This is a genomic window from Actinomycetospora sp. 2LY8.5 (genome assembly GCF_057180585.1).
In genome coordinates, this window is the sequence record NZ_JBXUHE010000069.1 from 1 (window position 1) to 23,298 (window position 23,298).

Genomic DNA, 23,298 nt, shown 5'->3' on the forward strand with positions numbered 1-23,298 from the left:
GAGACCTGGAGCAGCCGGCGAACGGCAGGCCGGCCGATCACCCACGCCCATCACCGGAACACTCCAAAACAAGATCAACCACCGACGCTGAAGATCGGTCCCGCGTCCTCATGAATAACCGGGGCTAGTACCCGGCAGCGAGCTCGTGGGCGTCAGATCGTGGGCCCTGCGCCGGGACCGATCGCGGGCGCGGGTCGGTCTGAGTTCCCGAGGGTCCGATGCGCTCGGTCGGGCCCGACCCACCCAGCCGGCACTGCGCGCGGCGACGACCCCCGATTCCGGAGGCCACGACGATGACCCTGTCCGCTCGTGGGAACGCTCGTGGGAACGACCGTCCGATGCTGCCGGTGCACGCCTGGGACCGCCCCGAGCCACACAGATCATCCGGGGCCCGGCCAGGGGCCGCGGTGTGGGCCAGACCCTCGCCCCGGGCGGCCGGTGCGGTCGGCCTCGCGCCGGCGCACGGGGCGCTGGCGCGCAGACTTGCCGGGCACCTGCTGCTCGCCGCGCTGCCCCTGCTGGCGATCTCCGCGCACGTGTTCGACCTCGTTCCGATGCACCTGACCGCCGGGCTGGTCGTGATCCCGCTGCTGGTTGTCATCGTGGTCGCCTCGCTCTGGCGCCCCCTCGAGCAGGACCGGATGCTGCTGCGCGCCGCGATCGTCGGCGCGCTCGCCACCGCGGTCTACGACGTCATCCGCATCGACACCGTCTACCTGCTGGGCTGGTGGGGCGACTTCATCCCCAGCATCGGCGCCTGGATCCTCAACACTGACTACCCGGTCACCGGACTCGTCGCGCAGCCGGGCACCGCGGAGGTCCTGGTCGGCTACATCTGGCGCTACGCCGGCGACGGCGCCGGCATCGGGATCTGGTTCTACGTGCTCGCGGCCGCGCTACGCCTCTCCGACCGCGGCCGCGGAATCACCATCGGCGCCGCGATCGCGTTCGCCGTCGCCCCCGTGTGGGCCGGACTCATCGCCACCGTCGGACTCGCACCGCGCGCCGGCGAGCTGATGTTCCCGCTCACCGCGCGCACCCTGGCGCTCTCGCTGCTCGGGCATCTCATCTTCGGTCTCGTCCTGGGTATCGGCGCCGCCCGCGCCGACCGCCTCGACCGCCTCTGGCCCTGGCCGCGCCCCCCGATCCCCGGACTCGACGCCGCGCTCGACTGGCTCGAAGACACAGCCGGCCGCGCACCCGGCCGCGCACCCGACCGGGCACCCGACCACGCCACCGACCTCGGGCGCGCTCGCCGCGCTCGAGGGCTGCCCGCCGGCGGGTGGTCGGCCGCAGTGGGCAGCGCATCCCCGAGCCTGGCCGCGCGGCCCGGCGAGATGACCCACCTGCTGCCGCCGACCATCGAACCCCGCACCGGACGCGCCGAGCTCACCGAGCTCACCGAGCTCGTCGCCCCGATCCGCGCTGCCCTACCCCCAGCCGCACCTCGGTCCACACCGATCCCCTTGCCTGTCCGCGCGCTTCCACCCTCCGAGCAGGTCGGAAGTGTCAACGGCCACTGGTTCTTCCCCAGCGGCGGCCATGAGTTCTCCCCGGTGACGGACGTGGTTGCTCCCCGGGGGCGGCCACCGGTTCTCCCCGGTGGGTCAGCTCGGTAGGGGCTTCACCCCCTTGCCAGCGGTGGCTTGGGTGAGCCGGAAGGAGTCGCCGTCGGTCAGGCAGATGTGGGCGTGATGCAGCAGCCGGTCGACGGTGGCGGTGGCCAGGGTCTTGGGCATGAGCTCGTCGAACCCGGAGGGGTGCAGGTTACTCGAGACGGCCAGGGAGCGGTGTTCGTAGGCGGCGTCGACGAGGCGGTAGAAGCCTTCGGCGGCGTCGGCGCCGACGGGCAGCATGCCGATGTCGTCGTCGATGACCAGGTCGACGCGGGTGAGACGCGCGATGGCCTTGGTGATCGAGTCGTCGGCGCGGTGGCGGCGGACCAGCGCGCCGAGCTCGTCGATGGCGAACCAGGCCACGCTGCGTCCGGAGTCGATCGCGGCCTGGCCGAGGGCTTCGCAGAAGTGGCTCTTGCCGGTGCCCGAGGGCCCGCAGACACAGAGGTTCTCGTGGCGGTCGACCCATTCCAGGGTGCGCAGGGCCTGCTGGGTGGCCTGGGGGATGGAGCTGGCGGTCTCGTTCCAGACCGCGAAGGTCTTCCCGGCGGGGAAGCCGGCCTTGGTGCGCCGGTTGCGGATGGTGGCCTCGTCGCGGCCGGCGATCTCCTCGGCCAGCAGCACCCGCAGCGCCTCGGCGGGGTCCCAGCGCTGCGCGCGGGCGGTGGCCAACACCTCGGGGGCGTGCGCGCGCAGGTAGGGCATCCGCAACCGGCGGGCCAGGCGCAGCATCTCCTCCAACGCCTGCCCCGACGGAGTTGACGAGCCCGACGACGATGCGGGACGACGTTGGGGACGTCGTGGATGTCGCTGCGGCGCTGACGGTGCGACGCCGGACGTGGCGCCGGAGGGTGGGACACCGAAGGTGGCCCAGGCCCGGGTGCCGGCCTGCAGGCTGTGGTTCTCCGAGGCCCGAGCCGCGGGTGTCGCGGGTGGTTGGTGGCGTTGGTGGCGTTGGTGGCGTTGGTGGGCCAGGATCATCGGCAGGTCCTCGTCGCCGAAGCGCCCGGCCAGCGCGGCGGCGCCGAGGGCCTGGTCGACCGCGGCGAGGCTGTGCAGCTTGGCCAGCGACACCGCCTCGGCCATTTTGGTGCGCATCCGCGCGGTCCCGGCTGCGGCGGCCTCGCGCAGCCACTCCGCGGCGCCGGGCCCGATGGCCAGGAACGCCTCCTCGGCGGCGCTGGCCGCCCGCGGGGCCCGGTCGCCGGGCACCGTGCGGCGCGAGGGGTGGGCGTCGGGGTAGTGCTCGTCGCGGATCTGGGGGCAGCCGCGGCGTCCGCGCTGGTGGCGGGCGACCTCGCGGGGCCCGTGCCCGGGGTCGACGACGGTGACGACGAGCTCGTCGCCGGCGAACCGGGTCCACGCCCGCTGATCCACCAATGGTGCGGCACCGAGTAGCGCACCCCACCGACCGAGATGGTGGCGTCCCACCCGACCCGGCGGGTCTCACCGAACGCCGTGGTCACCGCGGTCGCGGGCAGCGGGTGCAGCCGGGTGGCTTCCTCGGCGAGCATCTCGCCCGGCGCCCGCCCGGTCGCCCGGTGCGGCCGCTGGTTGACCTGCTCGCAGAACGCCGCGCAGGCGGCCTCGAGGGCGGCGAACTCGCCGTAGGCCTCGCGCAGGTTGGCCTCGGTGGGCACCAGGTCGGCCTTGGCGATGCGCACCGTGGCCTCGGCGCCGCCCTTGGACTGCGGATCGGCGGGCATGCAGGTGCGGATGGTCATGCCGTAGTGCCGGGCGGCGACCACGACGTCGGGGTGGCGCACCGGGACCCGGGCGATGTGTTCGACGGTGACGGTCTTCTCGTTGTCGGTCAGCGCGTAGGTCGGGGCGCCTCCGAGCTGACGCAGGGTGGTGTCCAGACACGCCAGCAGCGAGGGCAGGGTGCGGTCCCAGACCGGTAGCACCACCCGGAACCGTGACCAGGCCAGCCACGCGCAGAACAGCAGCGTCTCGCGCTGCTCGCCCGCCGGCCCGACCCGCGGGCCGGTGCCCCAGTCGAACTGCAGCCATAGGCCCGGCTCGGGTGTCCACGGGCGGAACACCCGCCGATTGCCGGCCCGCCAGGCCTTCTTCGCCTCGGCGACCGCGCGGCGGGTGGTGCGCTCCGAGCCGGCGAAGCCCATCGCGGCGAGCTTCTCGTGGACGACGTCGGCGCGGATGGCGCCGCGGGAACGGTCCACCCACTCCTCGATCTTCGGTAGCAGCTCGTCGTGGCTGGTCGTCCGTTGTGGGCGTCCGCCCGGGACGTGGCCGGCCTCGCGCAGCGCCACGTAGTGGGCAACGGTCTTGTGGTCACACCCGGCCAGGGCCGCGGCGGCCCGCAGGCCGCCGGTGAGGTCGTACGCCTCCAAGATCTCCATGATCTCCTCGTTGGTCTTCAACCCCGGGCTCCCTGCAGCGCTCGACGATCACGTCGAGGCCCAGCAAGCCCGAGAACACCGCCGCCACCCGGCGGCGACACGGCATCAGCCGGGGAGAAACCGTGGCCGCGCCCGGGGAGACTTCGTGGCCGCCAATGGGGAGATCAGATGGCCGCCACTGGGGAGGATGTCGTGGCCGCTGTCAGGAAGTACGAGACACGACCGGTCCCGGTGTGGGCCGGCCAGCGGGCCCATTCCCCACCCGCCAGGCCCCAGAGCCCCGATCTCGGGTCCGGTGCCCATGCCTACGTCGTCGCCAGCGCACCTGCCTACGCGACTCCCTCCATCGGCCCAGCAGCCTGGCCCGCGGCTCGACCCGCAAGCGAGGTCGCGACCGGCAGCTCGACCGGGGCACCGCGACGGGCCACCCGTTGTCTGGGGGCGGCTGTCCCGCCTCCCCGGCGCCAACGGCGCCGAGTCCACCGAGACGGCTCCGCCCGAGGCGCAACGGCGAACCGGTCACCGACCGAGTCAGACAACGCCGCCCCGGTTCCTTCCCGGGGCTCGGTGCCGGCGCCACCGCCGCGGCGGTGGACGCGGCTGCGCGGCGTGCTCGCCGTCGTGGGGCTGGCTGCCTTGGCAGGCCGAGTGGGCACCGGACCGATTCTCGACGCCCTGGCCGGGCTCACCGCTCCGACCGTGCTCATCGCGCTCGGGCTCGGGGCGCTGGCGACCGCGACGTCGGCCCTGCGCTGGCGGGCAGTCGCCCGGGCGGTCGGAGTCGAGCTCCCCGCGGGCGTGGCGTGGGCCGGGATCTACCGGGCCACGCTGCTCAACAGCGTCCTACCCGGGGGCTTTCTCGGCGACGTCGACCGCGCTCTGGGCGCCCACCAGCGGACCCATGACGCGTGCGAGAACTCGCAGCGCGCCGCGCGGGTGGTCGGGCGCGGGTGGTGGCCTGGCTTCGGCCAGTGCGCGGACAGATCGCCGCGCTCGGCGCCGAGCTACGCGGCGGTCTGCTGCGCCCGCGCCCCGCCGCGGTCGTGCTCGTCTGCTCCCTGCTCGGCTTCGCTTCCCTGATGGGCACGTTCGTGCTGGCCGCCGTGGTTGTCGGGGCGCCGGCCCCGCTGTCCCAGCTGCTGCCGCTGTGCGCCGTCGGGCTGGTGGCCATGGCGGTGCCGATCAATGTCGGCGGCTGGGGACCCCGCGAGGTCGCGACCGCGGCCGCGTTCGCCGCCGCAGGGCTCGGCGCGCCCACCGGGCTGGCTGTCGCGGTGCTCTACGGCGTGCTTAGCTTGGTCGGATGCCTGCCCGGCGCCGTCGTGCTGGTCCTGGAGGCCCGCGCCGCTCGTCGCGCGAGTCGAGTGGCTCCGCCGGCTGGTCAGCCGCAGTCCCGGCCGTCGTCGCGGGCTTCGAGCCTCGCCCGGTACGCCGGCGAGGCGTCGTTGCGTCCCTGATAGACCCCGGTATGAGGGAAGGCGACCAGGAACTCGCCCAGGTCGCCGCGCCCTGGCACCGAGACGTAGCGCAGCAGGCGCCCGTGTCGGTCCCGGTCCACGCCCGGTTCCACGCCGAGCTCCACCGCATGGCCGTCCAGGAAGCCTTCAGCGGCTGCGGTTGCCGCCGCGCCCTGCGGGCTGGACGCTTCGCACGCGTCGATACCCAGCAGCCGCACCCGCTGCCCGTCGCCGAGCCGCAACGTGTCGCCGTCGACGACCCGCGCCACCGCCACCAGCTGCTGGCCCCCCACATCCGGCGCCCCCGACCCCGGTCGCGACGAGGCCGGTGATGAGGCCGGGGACGATGTCGCGGTCGGGGCGAGCCATTCAGGCATCGAGGTCTGGCATCCCGCCGTTGCCGGCACCGCACCCAGCGCCACGAGCAGCGCCGCGAACCGGCGGCGAACCGTCCCGCAACGCACGGCTACCCGTGTCCGGGCGGGTGGTGGACCGAGGGCTGGGCGGGGTGCCGGGGCGCGTTGCCCAGGCCGTGGGCGTTGGCGTGGGTGGAGAAGGCGCGGTCGAAGTTCAGCGGGAGCGGTTGCTGGTCCTCGGCCAGCGTGGACCCGCGTGCGGCGCTCTCGGTGCCCTGCTGGCATCGGCGGCCGGCGTTGATGCACGCCGCGCCCGCCTCGGCGCGGCGCTGGCTGGTGATGAACTCGGTCAGGGCGTGGTCGGTGATCGGGTCGTGCTGCTGCTCGGGGAAGCTGTCGATCGCGAACGATCGCCCGGGGGGCATGTCGTCGTAGCCCACGGTCAGCCGCAGCGCGGGCACCGGTACCTCGTCCTCGGCGCACTCCCCGGACTTGTCCGGGAACACCAGGTGGGTCGTGTGGTCCTCGGAGTCGAGGTTCTCCCCGTCCCAGCAGGACGGGAAGTCGTAGATCCGTTGCATGTTCGACCCCTGCGGGCAGATCGGGTACTCGTTGGTGACTCGGTCCTCGAACCCCGAGCACGAGTACTTCGCGTTGGAGCCCTCGCCGTCGGCGGTAGCCGCCTTCGCCGCGCCCACCGACATGATCAGGTTGCGGGGCATGGGCTCGATCTCGCGGCTGCCGTGCCCGTGGAAGGTGATGTCGATCGTGGACGGGTTGATGTAGGAACCGACGTTGCCGTCGAGGCTGCCGCCGTCCTGCCCGACGTCGGGTCCCACTCCGTTGAGGTTGCGCAGCACCGGCCAGAAGAACGGGGACTGGTCACCATTCGTGCAGGTCGTGGTGGCCTGTCCGAGGCTCTCCGAGTCGGAGTTGGCGTTGGTGGACTCGTTACCGGCGTAGTCGTGGACGTGCTGGGCGCCGTTGCGCACCCCGGGCGCGATGATCGGGTTGTCCGGGTTCTTGTGGTCGGCCAGCGAGCACTCGATGCTGTAGCTGCCGCCGGAGAAGTCCCCGCCCTCGCCCAGGCCGCTGTTGGACTGGACCTGGTTGATCGGGACGTACTCGTCCTGCGAGGCCCGGCCGATCTCGTCGCGGCCCTCGAACTCGCCGTCGTCGCCGCCGTCGTCGCCTGTGCCGGCGTCGTTCCCGCCGTCCTGCTCACCGTCTTGATCGGCGCTGTCCTGTTGCTGGTCCTGGTCGTCCCCGCTCTGGTCGTCGTTCCCGTTCCCGTTCCCGTCGCCGTCGCCGTCGTCCTGCCGGCCGCCGCCGTTGCCGTTGCCGTTGCCTTGGCCCTCATCTTGGCCGTCGTTGTCCTGTTGGTCGGCGGCGAGCGGGGCCAGCACGATCTGCGGGACGCCGAAGCCGCCCGCGCCGGTGGTCATCAGTACCACCACCATCGCGATCACTAGCTCGTAGAGCAGGGCGATCTTCAGCGCCCGCAGTAGCCGTCGCCGCGACCAGCCGCCGCGCGCGCCGAGCTCGCCGAGCCGCGCGCGCAGCGGCCGACGCTCCCACTCCGTCGCGGTCGGCCGTCGCGCCATGCCGCCGAACCCGTCAGTCGTGCCCACCGCTCACGTCCGCCACCGTCCGGGATCCCTGGTGCTCAGGCCAGGGCCATGGCCAGCACCAGGACCACCACCGCGAGCACCGCGGCCGCGGCGAACACCACCCGTAGGTCCCGCGGAGACGCCGGCGGCCGTGACCGGCTGGTGGTGAACATGTCCTCGGTCAGCGGAGCCGCCGGCGGACGCACCCGACGCAACGGCGCTCCACCGTGCACCGACGCCGACGGGGGAAGCGCCGGACGCGACACCACCGACCGCGGGCCCGGCGCCACGTCCGCCGACGCCACGGGAACCGATCGTGGGCCGCGGGCATCGAGCTGCATTCCGGCCCGGACCGCGGCCATCAGGTCCCCGGCGCTGGCGTGCCGAGCCGCGGGGTCCGGGGCCAAGGCACGGGCCAGCTCCCCGTCCACCGCCGGACCGAGCGCGAGGCCCCGTTCGAACGCGGCCTCGAGCGGGCGCACCACCTCGCTGCGGACCCGGCTGGCCGGGCGCAGCTGCCCGGCCAGGTGCGCGGAGATGACCTCGTTGATCGACCCCAGATACGGCGGCCGGCCGGTCAGGGCGGTGTGTAGCGAGCACGCCAGCCCGTAGAGGTCGGTGGCCGGGCTGATCGGCTCACCGCGCAAGTGCTCCGGGGACGCGAACGCCGGCGACCCGACGAACTCCCCGGCGGAGGTCCGCCCGCCGCCGCGCCCGCGGCGGGTCAACCCGAAGTCAGCCAGGTAGACGTGCTCGGACCGCCCGGACCGCGCCGACTCGGTCGTGATCAGGATGTTGGCCGGTTTCACGTCGAGATGGACCAGCCCGCAAGCGTGCACGGCCTCCAGCGCCGAGGCGACCTGGTCGAACAGCGCCAGGCAGCGCGCCAACGACATCGGTGCCCCGGCCCCCGCCTGAGCCAGGGTCGCGCCATCGACCCAGCGCATCGCCAGCCACAGATGTCCGTCCGGGTCCTCGTCATGGTCGTAGAGCGGCACCACATGCGGGTGATCCACCGCCGACAACGACCGGGCCTCGTCGACGAACCTGGCCCGGAACTCCTCCTCGGCAGCCAGTAGCGGACTAATCACCTTCAACGCGACCGGCCGATCCAGGCGCACATCGTCGGCGCGGTAGAGCGTGCTCATCGGCCCGCTGTGCACCACCGGACCGACCCGATACCGGCCCAACCTCCGGCCGGTCAGGACCTCGTCCTCGGCACCGAGCTCGGGACCGAGCTCGGCGTCCGGATCGAGATCGTCCCCGACGTCGCCGGCGCGGTCCGCGCCCACCGGCTCGGCCGAGCTCACGAGGTCTCCGCCGGCTCAGGTCCGCCGGCGTGCAAGCCCCCGCCGCGTTCCGCCAGCCCGGTGACACCGCCGGCGCCGGCGGTTTGCGGCAGGGCTCGGCGAGGGAAGTCGTCGGCCACGGTGGCGGCCAGCGTGAGCAGGCTGTCGCGCATGTTCCGCGAGAGCTGCTCGAGATGAATCTCCCCGCCCTGGTCGACGTGCGGGTCCCACGGCAGGCGCACCACCTCTCGGGTGTGCGCGGCGAAGTAGCGCTCTACGGTGTCGAGGTCCACGCTCATCCGCCCCGGCCGAGCCCCGTTGATCACCGTGACCGAGCGGGCGACGAGATCGGCCAGTCCGTGCGCCTCGAGCCACTCCACGGTCGCCTGCGCCGACTCCGCACCATCGATCGATGCCGAGGTGACGATCAGCAAGCTGTCCGCGCTGCGCACAGCAGCCTGCAAAGCCTCCGCCAGGATGCCGGTGCCGCAGTCGGTCAGCAGCAGGTTGTAGTGCTGAGCGAGCAGCTCGCTCGCGGCGCGGTAGTCCTCCGCGCCGAACGCCTCCGAGGCCGCCGGGTCACTCCCGCTGGCCACGACCTCCAGGCGCGACGGGGACTGCGAGGTGTAGGCCCGCACATCGGCCGCCGTGCGGATGTACCCGGCGTCGGCCAGCAGGTGACGCACCGTCGCGGAGGTCTCCGCCGGCACCTTGCGGGCCAGGTTTCCCCGATCCGGGTTCGCGTCCAACGCCACGACCCGGTCCGCGCGCACCGACGCGAACGTCGAGCCCAGCAGAGTGGTGGTGCTGGTCTTGCCCACCCCGCCCTTCACCGACACCACGGCCAACCGGTAGCAGCCCGCCAGCCGCTGGCTGGCCCGCTCCCGCAGCTCCCGGCGCGCGAGATCGCGCTGCGACTCGCCGGGGTTGAGCAACCCACCGCTGAGCGTGAACAGCGCCGCGCGCCATCCCGAGCGCGGCACCGGCGCCACCGGTCGCAGCAACCGCGCCGAGGACAGCTCCTCGTTCTCCCTCCCCGGGCGCCACTCGGTCTCGCGCTCGGATGGCACCGGACGCAGCTGCGCGACCTGGCCGGAAGGGCTCGCCGTTGCCCGGGACTCGTCACGGGGTGGCGCCTCAGACCCGTCAGCGTGGGCGGGTCGCACCTGCTGGGTGGCCGCCGCTGCGTCGACGTTGCCAAGCATCGACACCGGGCGGGGATCCCAGCCCGGGCTCTGACCGCAACGTGTCCCTGCGTCTGGGCCGTGCTCGCGCCTTGCCGTCGTCATCGTCGGGTCCCTTCTGCTGGCCGGCGAGCCTTCGGGCGCCCAGCGGCGCTCAAGGGCTCCTCGACCACTACAGACCGGCGGAACCGTTCAACCGGTCCCCACGGACGGCCTCGATCTGGACGAACCTGGGCGGCCGAGGGACCGCCCGGGTCCACACCGGATGGGGCGCCGGGGGCATGTCACGGGTGCGCCGGTTGTCGGGCCCCTCCGATCCCGCGGGAGAATGCCCTCGTGGCACGTGATCAGGACGCGACTACGCAGGTGCTCCACTACGACGGCGCAGACTTGGCCTACGAGACGTCCGGAGAGGGACCGCCGCTGCTGATCCTCGCCGCCGGCATGGATCACTCCGCTGTGGCCGCTCCACTCGCGGCTCACCTCGCCAATCACTTCACGACGATCAGGTTCGATCGCCGGGGCGTGTCGCGAAGCGCCAGGACCGCGCACGCGGCCGCCGCCGCTGATCAGCTCGCGGCGCACGCCGACGACGCCGCAGCGCTGGTCGCTTCGATCACCGACGATCCTGTGTTCGTCTTCGGAGCGAGCATCGGCGCGCTGGTCGGCTTCGAGCTCATCGGGCGCCATCCCGCGTCGGTTCGCCAGGCGGTGCTGCACGAGCCTCCAGCGGAGAGCCTCGTGCCTGATCCGACGCGATCGGCGAAGCTGGACGCGGTCGGGAAGCTGGCGGTGGACGATCCGGTCGGTGCGGTCGGCGGGTTCGCAGAGATCGTCGGCAGCGGCGACGTCCGGGAGCCCGACGCGCCGGAACACCCGCAGATGGACGATCCTGTCCTTACCCTTCAGAACTTCTTTCGGAGCGACTTCGAGGCGGTCAGACGCTACAAGCCGGACGAGGCGGCGCTTCACGCTGCAGCTGAGCGACTGACCTTGACGCAGGGCGCCTACTCCGTGGGGCGCTTCGAAGCGCTGTGCAGTACAGCGCTCGGCGCGCGCCTGGGCCTACCAGTCACAACTATTCAGTCCGGGCACAACCCGGTCGCCGATTTTCCGCGCAGTCTCGCTACGTTCTTGATCTCTCACTTGCTTGGGCCTGCGCCAGCTTCACCCGACTCGCATCGCTGAAGCGGGCCAATCGCACTAGCTGCCGCGCATCGTCTTCGGGGTCGGCACCAGTAGGAGCAGCGATGGCGACGACGCCCCCAGTGGGTCGATCCCCTCGATATCGCCGCCGCAATGCCTCGTTCACCATGGAGGCCTGCAAGTCGATCCTGTACGGGCCGTCGACGTCGGGGGGCTCGACGAGATACGGACTGAGATGCATCAGCCCATCTCGGCACTCGATCAGCCGTCGGTAGTACCTCAGCCGCAGGCGGCGCAAGACCAAGCGGTCCCGGTGCGGTCCGATCGGCCCGTCCAGCGCGATGGCGGGGAACGCCTTGACCAGGGCCGCCCACAATCCGTAGAGGGCTCGATATCGACGCCTTTCCCGACCCCACAGTCGCGCTTTGATGGCCGTCGTTCGAAGTCCCGGGTAGGCGATCCCCAGGGAGAACACCACGATGCCGACCGTCAGCGCCGCTTGTGACCTGATGTCGAGGGCCTCCGGGACCAGGCTGCGATCCCCGACGATCCTGCTTCCCGACGAGACCAGCCGTACCGCGTGTACCAGCACGGCGTTGATCACGAGCCCGCACGCGGCGATCCGCAGGCTGACGCTGACCGCCCGAGGCACTCGTGAGTTGGCGGTCCAGGCCAACCATGCTCCGCGGAGACACGCATAGAGCAGATACAGGTTTCCGACGAAGTAGAAAGTCAGTACCGCGACAGGCATCGGGCCCGGGGCGTAGACCCACGACGCCCCTGCGGGCGCGGCAAGGTAGGCCAGCGCGACAAGAATGTCGGCCGAGACCGCGAGGGATAATTCGAGCCACCCCCGACGAGCCGGCACTTCGGGCTTGAGCGCCGATTGCAGCAAGAGGATGAGCGCGCAGAAGAAGAAAGAGAGCAGGATCTGCTGTACGAGCTTCCCGAGCGCCTCAGCCGCCGGTGAGGCGCTCGGAAGCGTCAGAGTGAAATACTGAGCGAGCAGTGCGATGGCGACGAGCACGGTGCACGTCGTTGCTATCTGCAGACCGCGATCACCAGGCGCGCGGATCAGCTGCGTCGTTTTCCAGACCGCGGTCAGTGTCGCGGCGATGGCGACGATGAGGTAGAGCACAGCTCATAACCACCCTTGCCGATCGCCGAGGGCCGAGCGCAGCCGACTGGCGGTGTCAGTGCCACCTGGACTGGGGTTGGGCTCGAGGTGGTTGAGCAGCGTGGCCCACTCCTTGATGACGGTCGCGACGAGCTCGGCTTCACGCTCGTGGCGCTCGTCGTAGCCGGTGCGGCGGAGTGCGCGTTTGACCGCTTCCGGCGGCAGATCGGGCATGAGCTCGGCGAGAATCGCGTCATCGCCTTCGTCACCAGGATGATCGCTGATGACGTGGCCGATCTCGTGCAAAATGATGTGTTCCTGGTGACCTGCCGTGGCCTCGGCCTGGAACAAGATGACATCGGCGTGGGTGGTTGCAAGCCAGAGTCCGCCCGGTCCCGGCACGGGTAGCGGGTGAGGAATGAGCCGTATTGGTCGGCCCCTCTTCGCGCCGAGCCGCTCGCACAGGTCGACCACGTCAAGCGGATAGCCCACACCAAGCTCTCTCATCAAGCTACGAACCACACGGCGGACCTCAAGGTCGCTACGCCAACGGACCCATCGCCACGCCATCGGCGACCTCCCCCCTCCTCATTCCTCGTCAGGCGGTGCCACGAACTTGCTCGTGTTGCGAGGTGTCTCGCGGGTGCGGTTCTCGGCGTCCGGCAGACCCGCGATGGTCTCGTGGAGCCAGGTCCGCATCCTTGGGTTCAGCTCGAGAGCCCGCGCAGCGATGGCACGGACCTCGCTGTCGCGCATGGCCGCCAGCAGTTGTAGGTCCGAGTGCACAGCGTCCGAGCGCTGTCCATCCTCGATGAAGTACGCCGGGTTGATGTCGAAGAAGGCCGCCAGCGCCTGTAGGTGACGCACCGTGGGGTTACTTCGCTCCCCGGAGCGCAGCATCACGAGGTAGTTGAGCGAGATCGTCGACTCCGCGCTGCCCCCGTGCTCGCGCAGCCAGTCGACGACCTCGCGGTTGCTGTACGGACCGCGGTCTGCCGGGTGCAACGTCGCGAACGCCTGGTTGATCTTGTCCGCAAGAGTCGGTCGGTTCGGTGTGCTATCGCCCGTGCCCAAGTCCGGCACCCGCCCTCCTCGTCGGCGTGAGCGTCAAGAGCTGCTGCGCGTGAACGTAACAGCTGTCCCACTGACATGGGTCCCCAGGATCAGCACGATCCACACCAGTGTTGACAAACCGTGGTGGCCGCGCGCACGCTCCGTGTCAAGCCGGTCGACAAGAGCAGACATTCAGCGTCTTCGGGTGTGCTACCGGACATCTGATCTTGGGTCGTACGCTGACCTTCGCGCGAGGGGGATCGATCCGTGGTCGACGAGAGCACCGAACCAGACAGGGAGCTACCGCAAGCAGATCTCGCCGGCGACCCCACCGCTTTCGCAGGGCTCGTCCGCCGCCACCAGGCCTGGATTGGGCGACCGCATGGGCCGATGCTGGGTGATCGCGAAGACGCGGCGGACGCCGACCGAGCAAGCAGTCGTCCGAGCGTCCCAGTCGTCGAGTTTCCCCGACGTCGCGGGCGGCGAGACACCCCGTGGAACCCGCAACAAGGAATTGACGATGAGAACGGGCTTCTTTCTACCAGGCGTTGAAGGGGCGCCGTGGCGATCCACAGGTCGCATTCGACACGAAGCGCACCTTGCCGGCGATCCGGACGCTCTCGAAGCTCGCCGGGGGAGGGGAGGGGCGTCGGAGTCGTTCGGCCCACGGCCATCGCTCGACGGGGGAGGGACCTATGACAGATGACAATGTCCTTGATGGCCAGCTCCTTCGGGCCCACCTCGCAGGAGACACCACTGCCTTCGCTGCGTTGATTCGTCGACACCAGTCTCGGATGTGGATGGCGGCTCGAGCCGTCCTCAACAACCGTGAAGATGCGATGGACGCCGTGCAGATGGCGGTCATTCGCGCGTTCCGCTCCGCACACACGTGGCGCGATGAGGGACCAATCGCCGCCTGGCTCCATCGCATCGTGTCCCGAGTCGCCCTCGATCTTAAGGTCTCCCAGGCGCGCCTCCCTGTTCCAGTGCCGACTGAGGACCACCCGAGTCGCGAGGCGTTGGTTGTCCCGGATAGCCCCCAAAGCTCATCCGCCGCGCGCGTGCTCCAAGAGATCATCGCCGCACTACCGCTCGATCAGCGCGAATGCTTCGTACGCATCGACCTGCTCGGATTCACCTACGCCGAGGTCGCTCGCGATCTACGTATCCCTGAGGGAACTGTCAAGAGCCGCCGAGCGCGGGGCAAAGCTCGTCTGGTCGAAGCACTGAGGGACGACGGCCTCGTGAGGTCAGGCAATCGGCAGACCTCTTCTCGCGGGCGCGTACCAAGGCCGCGACCTCCAGAATGATCGCCTGCTCTCGATGAGCAATACGGCAGGGACTAGGGCCTGTCCCGTGGGTCTTCTCGGAGCCATAGGGGGATGGCGACGATGCTGATCTCGGCTCAGTACTAAGCGGAGCGTTTGGCGTAGCGGGTGGCGAGGTTGCGGAACTGCTTGAGGCGGTTGAAGCAGCGTTCGACGACGTTGCGCCCGGCGTAGATCGCCTGGTCGAACGCAGGTGGTCGCCCACCACGAGAGCCTTGGCGCGAGTCCACTCCGGGCCGAGTGTCAACGGCGGCTGAACCTGGACTGTGAGACTGCTGGTGCCGGTCCCGAGCGGGCGTGGTGGGCTGGCGGCGAGACGGCGGGCGTGACCCGAATCTTGGACTGGCCTGAGTGCCTTTCGTGGGGACTTGTCCGCCTGCTGTCCTCGACGCCGGCCCGGCCGGGAGCAGCTGGCTTGATCAGGAGCTTGACCGCCAGTAGCCGCTGGCGTGTCCCCTCACAGTCCTGCCGAACTCCCGACCCGGTCCGGAGCCACGTCCATCCCCGGATCAGAGGAGCACGCGGTTGTCCATGCTCGCAGAGCAGGTCGAGGTCGTCATCGGCGTCGACACAAGCACACCCACACTGCGGCGGTCGTCGCGGCGGCCACAGGGGCGGTGCTGGCCGAGACCACCGTGCCGGCCGACCCTTCCGGCTACCGGGCGCTGACTGGGCTCGCCGAGGCGCACGGACCGCTTCGAGCGTGGGCGATGGAGGGCTCTGGGGGCTACGGCGCGGGCCTGGCCGCTCACCTCGCCGAGCGCGATGAGCTGGTCGTCGAGCTCGACCGACCGACACGTCCGGCCCGTCGGGCGGGCGCGAAGTCCGACCCGATCGATGCCGTGCGCGCTGCCCGAGACGCCCTGGCCCGTACCCAGCTGGCGCAACCGCGAGCCGGGTCCGAGCGTGCTGCCCTGCAGGTGCTGCTCACCGCCCGTCGAGCCGCGGTCGATGCCGCTGCCGACGGGCAGAGCCAGCTGCACGCGCTGGTCGTCACCGCCCCCGAGCAGGTTCGGGCTCGGTTCCGCGGCTTGTCCACCCGGGGCATCATCGTCACCGCGCTCAAGCTGCGGCCCGCGCACTACACAGGCGAGGTGCACGTCCACACGGCGATGACCACGCTCAAGGCCATCGCCCGGCGTGTCGGCGTTCTCGAGGACGAGGCCGCCGAGCACGAGAAGGCCATCAAGAAGATCGTCTCGGGCTGGCGCCCGGACCTGCTCGCGCTGACCGGGGTCGGGCCGATCGTCGCCGCGACCGTGCTCGCGGCCTGGTCACACGCCGGGCGCTGCCGCGACGACGCCGCCTTCGCAATGCTCGCCGGGACCGCTCCGATCCCTGCCTCGTCCGGCAACACGATCCGCTACCGACTCAACCGCTCCGGCGACCGCCAGCTCAACCGCGCGATCTACACCGTCGTGATCACGAGACTCCGGCTCGACCCCGCCACCCGCGCCTACGCCGAGAGACGCCGCGCCGAGGGCAAGACTGATCGCGAGATCCGACGTTGCCTGGGCCGCTAGGTCACCCGCCAGCTCTACCGGCAGCTCGAATCCGCACCCATCACAGCCCTTTGACGCGTCATAGGAGCGTCCCCCTGGGGAGACGCGTGGGTTCAAGGGCTTGTCGCAACACTCCTGATAGATCAACTGGGGTGTCGATGGGGCGGCGAGGGTCGAAGCGCCAGCTGGATGTGGAAGCGCGGTACTGGGAGCTACTGGCAGCCGGGGTGGGCACGGTCGAGGCGTGTCGGGCGGTCGGGATCACCCGCAAGACCGGATATCGGTGGCGCGCCGAGCGCGGCGGGCTGGCGCCGCTTGAGCTCGCCGACACGGCGCGGTCGAACCGGTACCTCTCGGTGTTGGAGCGCCGCCGGATCGCCACGCTGCGGGGCAAGAAACTCGGAGTCCGCGAGATCGCCCGACGGATCGGGCGCGACGCGTCGGCGGTCAGCCGCGAGCTGCGCCGCAACCGCCTCGCCCACGACCGTGACTACGACGCTGACCTCGCCCATGCCCGCGACCCCTCCAGGCCCCTGACCCGCTTCAAGTCCTGGTCGCGCCGCTCCACGTCAACGACGTCCTGACGACGATCCGTCAACCATCTCCTGAGACCGAACACATCACGGTGAACGAGGTCAGGAAATGCTCGTGCGCGTCGATCGCGGCCACGATGCCGGTCCACGCGATGTGGCTGGGCGGCGAGGTCGCCCAGCCCTGTGCGTCGTTGGCGGCGAGGCTGCTGCCCACGGCGGGCAGGATCGGCGCGCCGATCAACGGCACCCACTGGTCCACGACCCGCGAGCGCATCGCGTCGAGGCGCTGCTGGGCCTCGTGTCGTTTGCCGCGGTGTTTCCGGCGACCTCACGCTCGTGACAGTAGCCGCCAGATGGCGTCGCCCGAGCCCCGCGCCGACAGCTCCACCAATCGGAACGCCGGGCCTACCGGTTCGGGTCCTTGCTGCGCGCTCGGCCATCTTCGCTCGCCCGCGCGCCAGCCTGGTCAAGGACGTGGACGGTCTGGTGATGGCTCAACAGCAGGCTCATCGCTGCCGCCGTGGCCGACGCCGCTACCCCCACGGACGATCCGCACGACGGGTCATGAGTTCCGAAACGTCTGGGTTGTGTCAGTTGATGGGTTCGAGCAGTCCGGTGACGGTCGGGCCGTGGGGGTCTGCGACCAGGGCGAGGGAGTTCTCTGCTCGGGCGGCGAGGTCGAGGGGGGCGACGCGGGTGGTGAGCTGGGCGTGTAACAGCCGGTCGAGGCCGGCGCCGAGCAGGGGCGCTGCCGTTCGGATGGTTCCGTGCAAGTGCTGCGGCGGTGGTGCTGCCGCCGTGCACGACGATGTTGCGCTGTCGGTAGAGACGTCGGAACGTGTTGGTGATCATGTCGCGCACGTCGTTGAGCTCGCGGCAGGGATCGCCGAGTAGCTTGCTCATCCGTTGCTGCGCGGCCTGGTCGCCACCGCTGCGCAGCGTGAGCGTGCGGCCCGCCATCAGGGTATCGGCGACGAGGGCGCTGCGGGCGCGGTTGTCGTCGCATGCTGCGAGCTGGTCGGCGAGGGGGTCGGGGTCGCTGCGGGTGTGCTGGTGGGACAGCGCGGTGAGTTCGGCTCGCGGCCAGGAGCAGGCGACGATGGCGGCGAGCCGGTTCGCGGCGACGACCTTGCCTTCTTCTCGGTCTGCGGGGTCGCCGGGGTGGCTGAGCAGCGACTCGATCGCGGCCCAGGCGCCGGTTACCGCGGAGCTGGTCGGGCCGCCGTTGACTGGGGCGGCAAGTTCGAGGGCCTCGTCGAGACGCTCGTTGGCGTCGGCGAGGTACATGGTGGCTTCGCGTTCGAGCGCGAGCACGGTCGCGCCTCGTCCCGGGCGCTCGAGATAGAACGGGGCGTGCCCGGCGATCCAGGCTTGCCCGAGGGGTTCGAGGGCGCGCCGGCTGCCTCGGCGTGCGTAGGAGCGCCGAGCCTGAATGCGGTCGATCTTGGCGGCGGCGATCCGGACGGCGGCGGCCACGTCCTTGGATCGGACCTGGTAGGCGAACGCTCCGTTGTGGCGGGGCATCGGCTCGCTGCTCTGCGCTCGCCACCAGGCTGAGATGTCGGTGGGGGAGCGCCATTCCGGGAGGTGCTGAGCGAGCTTCTCGCGGTCGGGGACCGAGACGAAGGGGACCAGGACCTCGAAGTCCCGGTCCGGTTGATCGGCCAGCTGCTGTGCCTCGGTCAGCAGGTCGGCCAGGGTCGCGTCGTCGTTGTGCGCGAGGCGGTTCATGCGGGCATGGAGCTCGGGGCTGCTGTGGCCGCGGTCGAGGAGGTGGGTGGCGACGGCGCGGGCGAGACGCTCGGGCGAGGGCGCGTTCGGGGTGTCGAGGTGCGCGCTCCAGCGCTGCAGATAGCCCGACGTGATCATGGGCAGCATCTGGATCAGGCGGCGGCGTTCTCGGCTGTGCGCGGTGACCCCGGAGCGCAGCAGGGTGGTCAGTTCGCTGCGGAGCCGGGAGTGGCCGAGGCCGTGGTCGCGGCCGAGCTGGCGCTCGAGGGCGTGCAGGTACCACCCCAGCGCTGGGCCCGATAGGACCCGCTCCTCGACCCAGCCGCCGGCCTCGAGAGCCTGTCAAGTTGCCTGTGTAAGTTGATCTACGCGTCAGCCTAGGTAGGGGTCGATGCGGTCGGGATAGGCCAGTGCGAGGGCGCCGAGGGCTTGTTTCCAGCCGAGCACGGTGCTGCCCTCGACGAGCTTGCCGGGGGCTCGTCGCTGCTCGGAGGGCAGGCCGGCTTCCTTGGCTCGGGCGCGGGCCCGCTTGTCCTCGATGTCGCGGATGGTCAACCAGAGCAGCTTGATCACGGCGTCGTCGTTGGGGAAGTGCCCACGATTCTTGATGATCTTGCGGAGCTGGAAGTTCAGCGACTCGATCGCGTTCGTGGTGTAGATGATCTTCCGGAGCTCGGGTGGGAACTCCAGGAACGGGATGAACCGTTCCCACGCGGCCTGCCAGGTCGCCACCGTGGCCGGGTAGCGCCGCCCGAGCTCGGAGTCGGCGAACGCGGCGAGCTCGGTCTCGGCGGCCTCGACGGTGGGCGCGGTGTAGACCGGGCGCAGCGCGGCGGCCACGCGCTTGCGGTCGGTGTAGGACACGAACCGCATCGCCGCGCGGATCAGGTGCACCGTGCAGGTCTGGACGGTGGTCTGCGGCCAGGTCGCCTCGACCGCCTCCGGGAAGCCACGCAAGCCGTCGCAGCACACGATCAGCACGTCGCGCACCCCGCGGTTGCGCAGCTCGGCGCACACCCCTTTCAATCTCCGGGGCCCAGAACTTCGCGCCTTCGCCGGCCTGGACCCAGATCCCGAGCACGTGCTTGACCCCGTCGAGATCCACCCCGACGGCGATATAGGCCGAGCGGTTGCGGACCTGGTGGCCGTCGCGGACCTTCACCACCAGCGCGTCGAGGTAGATGATCGGATAGATCTCCTCGAGCGGGCGGGCCTGCCAGGCCTTGACCTCCTCGAGCACCGAATCGGTGATCTTGGAGATCGTCTCGTGGGAGAGCTCGGTGCCCACGGTGCGCTCGAGGTGGGCGCTGATGTCACGCACGGTCATCCCGCCCGCATACAGCGAGATGATCATGTCGTCGAGGCCGCCGGCGCGGCGCTGACCCTTCGGGATCAGGCGGGGCTCGAACGATCCGCCGCGGTCCCGCGGAACCGCCAACCCCACCGGGCCGACCTCGGTCGCGAGGGTCTTCGGAGTGGTCCCGTTGCGGGAGTTCGGCGAGCCGCGCCCGGCCGGGTCGCCCTTCTCGTAGCCCAGGTGCTCGGTCAGCTCGGTGGCCAGCCCGCGCTCGAGCACCGAGCGCACCAGCTCGGGCAGGAACCCGCCCTCGCCGGTCAACGTCAGCTCCCCGGCCGCGGCCTGCTCCATCACCGAGTCCAGCAGCCCCGCCTCGAGCATGTCGTTGACCGCGGCCCGCGCCGGATCGACCTCGTCGCTCTCACGCCCGCCGACCATGGTCATCTGTGTACTCCGTCCTCGTCAGAGACGATCTTGTACACAGGCCATCTGACAGGGCCGGCCTCTCCTCGATCGTTTCCTCCAGGGCCAGTACGCTGCTGATGTCCCACAAGCGGCGCGGCCACGGTGCGGTGTCCTTGAAGAAGTCCAGCAGCCGGTTCGCGACGGGCGAGGCGTAGGGGCCAGCGGAGAGAAGCTCCCTGGAGTGCTGGACGTTGGTCATGGCTGTGCTACTTTAGACACAGCGCTAACGCGCGATGTCTTGAGATGGGGAGCCGCCCTTCGGGCCGCTCCCCACTCGTTTGTCTACGGTCAGGTCGGCTCTCGCTGGTCGGCCCCGGTCCGGGCGGGCCGCTCGAGACTCTCTGTCCGCGTCAGGCCAACGCGGCGAGGATGGTCTGGCCGACCAGCTGGGCGACCGTGCTGCCGGCAGGAGCGGTCCAGACCTTCCCGAGGATGGCGCAGGCCCCAACCCGCAATTGCGCACGGTCCGGTTCGTCAGCCGTAGTCCGTCTCGCACGTCCTCGGCCTACGCACGCAGCCCGTCCGGATGGCAGCGCCGCACCCTGTCGGCCGTGAACCTTAGGGGCCGGTCGCCTGCCTCCCGACGGTGGCACCGCGAGGTTCAGGGCCAGCAGCCACCGGACCCCCGTTGGAGCGCCCCGACGGGGTCAAGCACGTGCTCGGGATCTGGGTCCGACTCAACGGGGGTGCAGGCCGACCTGACTGCGCGCACGATCCGGGTCAGCGACCGGGACCTCGCGGTCGCTCTCGTGCGCAACGAAGGTGACTCTGCACCCTGGTCGCGCGCCAGGGCGAGGAGCGGGCGGAGGAGAACCGGGCTTGGGACGCCGCCCGGCTCCGCGAGACGCGGGGAGGTGGGTGCGCATCTTGAGTGTAGAGCTGAAGTGCATACTGGTCCGAACCGGAGCGGCGTGAAGTGCGCCAGTCACCAGACACGGGCTCGACGACGCTGAGGAGTGCAGGCATGGCGGCACCGGACTCCCCGACACCGACCTTCGACGAGCTCGTCGGTCCTGCGGCTGACGAGGTCCGCGAGAAGCTGGTCGGCGCGCTCCGGCGTGGGAACATGCAGGCCAACGACGCCTACAGCTTCAGTCCGCACAGCGACGGCTTCACCTACGGCACTAACCGGTGGCGCTTCTGTCTCGCCGAGGTCGGGTCGACGCTCGAGACGGTCGAAGGCGCTCGCCAGCTCAACCCACGCAACAGTCGGATGTGGATCCTCGGGAAGGCTGTCTGCTACCCGGTCTGCTACGCGAATGACGCGCACACGGACGTCGAGTCGGCGACGATCAGGCCGTCGCGCCTGCGGAAGGACCTGTTCGCGAAGCTCGGCCGACTCAGCCCGTACGTCCAGCTCGAGCTGGACTTCGACGAGGTCGTCGACGCGACGGCAGAAAGCGAGCACGTCGAGGACGTCGAGTCCGAGGAGCTGGATCTCGCGGTCGAGGAGTACGTCGACGAGGCAAGCCGAGAGTTGCCAAGGATGGTCGTGGTTGCCTACGCGAGCAACCGTCACGCGGGACTGCTGCGTGCTCACGTCGGTGAGGCCGTGATGACGGAGACCGGGCGTCTGTTCTGGGCGTGGGTCGAGGAACTCCCGATCGCCCACGGTGGCAGCGGCCTTCGCCTGGTTCCTGACGGCTCGTCGGCGCCAACCTTTGCGGACGCGCCCGAGCCCGAGCTCGACATCGCGAGCGGGATCGGACCCGACGTTGCTCCCGGGGAGGTCGAGGACCGGCCGGACGAGGCGCAGGACGGTCGTCCCGATGCGTAGGGCCTCGGGTCCGGTCGACGCACCGGGATCGCTAACGGCGAAGCAGGTCCATGCCATCCTCGACTGCGCTCGCCTGACCCAGGCGAGGAATGCCCTGGGGCTGACCAAACGTGCCCTGGCAGACAAGCTAGGGATCTCGCCCGCTGCGGTTGGCCAGTACGAATCCGGCACGATCAAGCCCAGGGTCGAGCAGCTGGCCGCTCTGGCGGAGAAGCTCGAGGTGCCCGTCGGATTCTTCGCGGGCGGACGGCCGCGCATAGCGCTAGACGCTTCCATGGCGCATTTTCGAAGTCTTCGGGCGACTCGTCGTTATGAGCGCGAGCAGGCCCTCACGTTCGTCGAACAGACATGGGAAGTGGCATTCGCGTTGTCAGACTTTGTCCGGATGCCGATGTTGGATCTTCCTGGTTGGGATGTCAAGCAAAACGGTGACACGCCCTCGAACGGAATCCCTTGTCTCGGAGCCGTCGACCCGGTCGCCGCTGCTCGCGATCTCCGCGTGCATTGGGGATTGGAAGAGAAGCCCATCGCGCACGTCGTCCGGACCCTCGAATCGAAGGGGATCATCGTGGCGGTGCTTGACCTCGAGGGAAGCGGTCGCATCGATGCCTTCTCGACCTCTCGCACACCGCGACCTGTCCTGGTGCTGACGCGGGACAAGGACGACGTCTATCGGCACCGATTCAACGCGGCTCACGAACTCGGACATTTGGTCATGCACACAGACGCGTTACCAGGTGACATCCAGCACGAGCGAGAGGCGAACGCATTCGCCGCCGAGTTCCTGTCTCCCGGGAACCAGCTAGCGGATCAACTCCCGACCCGACTCGACTTCGGCGTGCTGCTCAGACTTCAGAGTGAATGGGGGGTTTCGGTGGAGTCGCTGCTCTATCGGAGTCAGGAGCTGGGCGTGCTGAGCGAGGCGTCCCACCGTCGCGGACGCATCCGACTGAACCAACTGCGATCGACGGGCAATCTGTCGCATTGTTCCATTGGAGACTTTCCGGGGGAGCAGGCAATATTGCTGCGGAGAGCATATGACCTGGCCCAACAGAATGGTCTGTCCATGAAAGAGCTTGCGGATCGGTTGGCTCTGCAGCCCAGCAGGGTCCGGGAGATTGTTGGTGCCCCCGACTCGCGTCCGGCCCTCACGTTGCTGCATGGAGAGCTGGACCGCTCGGCTTCAGGACGAGGCGACGAGCGCCGCGCCGGAAGCTGAGTGACGGACAGGTCGGCGCACAAGCCCGTAGTGCGAGCCCGGCTGCTGTGCGGAGAGCGGATGCGAGGCGAGGAAGGCGTGTCCAGCGACGGGTCGACCTCGTCGGTGCCGGTTCGTACCCCATATCTGGCTCTTCACCATGAAGCGTGGAGGCGGGCTCTCAACGCGGTGGTGGGCGGAGTCTGCCAGTCGACGCCGCAGTGCAGCAGTAGTCGCAGTCGGTAGTTGGTGAAGTTCCGGAAGCCGTGTCCGACC

The 23,298-nt window shown here is 70.3% G+C and carries 20 protein-coding genes and 3 pseudogenes; 9 read left to right on the forward strand and 14 right to left on the reverse strand.

Going from position 1 to position 23,298, the window contains the following annotated elements; genetic code table 11:
• Positions 1–407: 407 nt before the first annotated feature.
• A complete protein-coding gene (locus tag AC2A1K_RS34200) occupies positions 408–1,619 on the forward strand; it encodes a hypothetical protein (protein ID WP_483900813.1) in 1,212 nt (403 codons plus the stop codon).
• Here the strand turns inward: AC2A1K_RS34200 and istB are convergent.
• Positions 1,608–2,348 (reverse strand): IS21-like element helper ATPase IstB, encoded by a 741-nt coding sequence (gene istB / locus AC2A1K_RS34205; RefSeq protein ID WP_483900830.1) that lies wholly within the window; start codon positions 2,346–2,348, stop codon positions 1,608–1,610. The two genes, AC2A1K_RS34200 and istB, sit on opposite strands and share 12 nt — an antisense overlap.
• Before the next feature lie 105 nt (positions 2,349–2,453).
• Positions 2,454–4,000, reverse strand: a pseudogene (istA, locus tag AC2A1K_RS34210) (IS21 family transposase); the annotation flags it as partial.
• A gap of 546 nt (positions 4,001–4,546) precedes the next feature.
• Here istA and AC2A1K_RS34215 point away from each other — a divergent pair.
• Positions 4,547–5,059: a lysylphosphatidylglycerol synthase domain-containing protein gene (locus AC2A1K_RS34215; RefSeq protein ID WP_483900831.1), complete on the forward strand. Its 513-nt coding sequence runs from the start codon at positions 4,547–4,549 to the stop codon at positions 5,057–5,059.
• The gene (locus AC2A1K_RS34220; RefSeq protein WP_483900814.1) at positions 4,951–5,436 is read left to right on the forward strand and encodes a lysylphosphatidylglycerol synthase domain-containing protein; all 486 of its coding nucleotides are present in this window, start codon (positions 4,951–4,953) and stop codon (positions 5,434–5,436) included. The genes AC2A1K_RS34215 and AC2A1K_RS34220 overlap by 109 nt, the downstream gene beginning before the upstream one ends.
• On the opposite strand, the gene AC2A1K_RS34225 is transcribed toward AC2A1K_RS34220, so the two are convergent.
• The 4 genes from AC2A1K_RS34225 to AC2A1K_RS34240 are packed head-to-tail and all read right to left on the reverse strand — an operon-like array spanning position 5,361 to position 9,761.
• Positions 5,361–5,858 (reverse strand): thermonuclease family protein, encoded by a 498-nt coding sequence (locus AC2A1K_RS34225; protein ID WP_483900815.1) that lies wholly within the window; start codon positions 5,856–5,858, stop codon positions 5,361–5,363. The two genes, AC2A1K_RS34220 and AC2A1K_RS34225, sit on opposite strands and share 76 nt — an antisense overlap.
• A gap of 44 nt (positions 5,859–5,902) precedes the next feature.
• Positions 5,903–7,423 (reverse strand): DUF1996 domain-containing protein, encoded by a 1,521-nt coding sequence (locus tag AC2A1K_RS34230; protein WP_483900816.1) that lies wholly within the window; start codon positions 7,421–7,423, stop codon positions 5,903–5,905.
• A gap of 35 nt (positions 7,424–7,458) precedes the next feature.
• Entirely contained in the window at positions 7,459–8,712 is a 1,254-nt protein-coding gene (locus AC2A1K_RS34235; RefSeq protein WP_483900817.1) for a serine/threonine-protein kinase, read from the reverse strand.
• A complete protein-coding gene (locus AC2A1K_RS34240; RefSeq protein WP_483900818.1) occupies positions 8,709–9,761 on the reverse strand; it encodes a MinD/ParA family ATP-binding protein in 1,053 nt (350 codons plus the stop codon). The genes AC2A1K_RS34235 and AC2A1K_RS34240 overlap by 4 nt, the downstream gene beginning before the upstream one ends.
• Positions 9,762–10,211: 450 nt before the next feature.
• Here AC2A1K_RS34240 and AC2A1K_RS34245 point away from each other — a divergent pair, with 450 nt between their 5' ends.
• Positions 10,212–11,063, forward strand: a complete 852-nt coding sequence (locus AC2A1K_RS34245; RefSeq protein WP_483900819.1) for an alpha/beta fold hydrolase — start codon at positions 10,212–10,214, stop codon at positions 11,061–11,063.
• On the opposite strand, the gene AC2A1K_RS34250 is transcribed toward AC2A1K_RS34245, so the two are convergent.
• Genes AC2A1K_RS34250 through AC2A1K_RS34260 form a run of 3 tightly spaced genes read right to left on the reverse strand, consistent with a single transcriptional unit; the run spans position 11,002 to position 13,221 of the window.
• Complete coding sequence (locus AC2A1K_RS34250; RefSeq protein WP_483900820.1) at positions 11,002–12,159, reverse strand: MAB_1171c family putative transporter; 1,158 nt, start codon at positions 12,157–12,159, stop codon at positions 11,002–11,004. The genes AC2A1K_RS34245 and AC2A1K_RS34250 overlap by 62 nt on opposite strands.
• 3 nt (positions 12,160–12,162) lie before the next feature.
• On the reverse strand, positions 12,163–12,708 hold the full coding sequence (locus tag AC2A1K_RS34255; RefSeq protein ID WP_483900821.1) for a hypothetical protein: 546 nt from the start codon (positions 12,706–12,708) through the stop codon (positions 12,163–12,165).
• An 18-nt stretch (positions 12,709–12,726) separates the two neighbouring features.
• Positions 12,727–13,221, reverse strand: a complete 495-nt coding sequence (locus AC2A1K_RS34260) for an XRE family transcriptional regulator (protein ID WP_483900822.1) — start codon at positions 13,219–13,221, stop codon at positions 12,727–12,729.
• Between the two features lie 665 nt (positions 13,222–13,886).
• Here AC2A1K_RS34260 and AC2A1K_RS34265 point away from each other — a divergent pair.
• Positions 13,887–14,501: a sigma-70 family RNA polymerase sigma factor gene (locus AC2A1K_RS34265; RefSeq protein WP_483900823.1), complete on the forward strand. Its 615-nt coding sequence runs from the start codon at positions 13,887–13,889 to the stop codon at positions 14,499–14,501.
• A gap of 101 nt (positions 14,502–14,602) precedes the next feature.
• Here the strand turns inward: AC2A1K_RS34265 and AC2A1K_RS34270 are convergent.
• Positions 14,603–14,710: pseudogene (locus AC2A1K_RS34270) on the reverse strand (IS5-like element ISMra2 family transposase); the annotation flags it as partial.
• A 426-nt stretch (positions 14,711–15,136) separates the two neighbouring features.
• Between AC2A1K_RS34270 and AC2A1K_RS34275 the strand changes: the two are divergent.
• Together AC2A1K_RS34275 and AC2A1K_RS34280 are read left to right on the forward strand one after the other, a co-directional pair.
• Positions 15,137–16,042 carry a transposase gene (locus AC2A1K_RS34275; protein ID WP_483900824.1) on the forward strand — a complete coding sequence of 302 codons (906 nt, stop codon included), beginning with the start codon at positions 15,137–15,139 and terminating at the stop codon, positions 16,040–16,042.
• A gap of 206 nt (positions 16,043–16,248) precedes the next feature.
• On the forward strand, positions 16,249–16,605 hold the full coding sequence (locus tag AC2A1K_RS34280; protein ID WP_483900825.1) for a helix-turn-helix domain-containing protein: 357 nt from the start codon (positions 16,249–16,251) through the stop codon (positions 16,603–16,605).
• 10 nt (positions 16,606–16,615) lie between these two features.
• Here the strand turns inward: AC2A1K_RS34280 and AC2A1K_RS34285 are convergent, their stop codons facing one another.
• From AC2A1K_RS34285 to AC2A1K_RS34300, 4 genes and pseudogenes are all read right to left on the reverse strand, one after another.
• Positions 16,616–16,813, reverse strand: a complete 198-nt coding sequence (locus AC2A1K_RS34285) for a hypothetical protein (RefSeq protein WP_483900826.1) — start codon at positions 16,811–16,813, stop codon at positions 16,616–16,618.
• 146 nt (positions 16,814–16,959) lie between these two features.
• Positions 16,960–18,432 (reverse strand): hypothetical protein, encoded by a 1,473-nt coding sequence (locus AC2A1K_RS34290; protein WP_483900827.1) that lies wholly within the window; start codon positions 18,430–18,432, stop codon positions 16,960–16,962.
• Positions 18,433–18,657: 225 nt separating this feature from the next.
• A pseudogene (locus AC2A1K_RS34295) lies at positions 18,658–20,020 on the reverse strand (IS256 family transposase).
• Positions 20,004–20,246 (reverse strand): hypothetical protein, encoded by a 243-nt coding sequence (locus AC2A1K_RS34300; protein WP_483900832.1) that lies wholly within the window; start codon positions 20,244–20,246, stop codon positions 20,004–20,006. Before AC2A1K_RS34300 ends, AC2A1K_RS34295 begins: the two are co-directional and overlap by 17 nt.
• Before the next feature lie 765 nt (positions 20,247–21,011).
• Here AC2A1K_RS34300 and AC2A1K_RS34305 point away from each other — a divergent pair.
• Positions 21,012–21,824 carry a hypothetical protein gene (locus AC2A1K_RS34305; RefSeq protein ID WP_483900828.1) on the forward strand — a complete coding sequence of 271 codons (813 nt, stop codon included), beginning with the start codon at positions 21,012–21,014 and terminating at the stop codon, positions 21,822–21,824.
• Positions 21,817–23,043 (forward strand): helix-turn-helix domain-containing protein, encoded by a 1,227-nt coding sequence (locus AC2A1K_RS34310; protein ID WP_483900829.1) that lies wholly within the window; start codon positions 21,817–21,819, stop codon positions 23,041–23,043. The genes AC2A1K_RS34305 and AC2A1K_RS34310 overlap by 8 nt, the downstream gene beginning before the upstream one ends.
• Positions 23,044–23,298 lie beyond the last annotated feature (255 nt).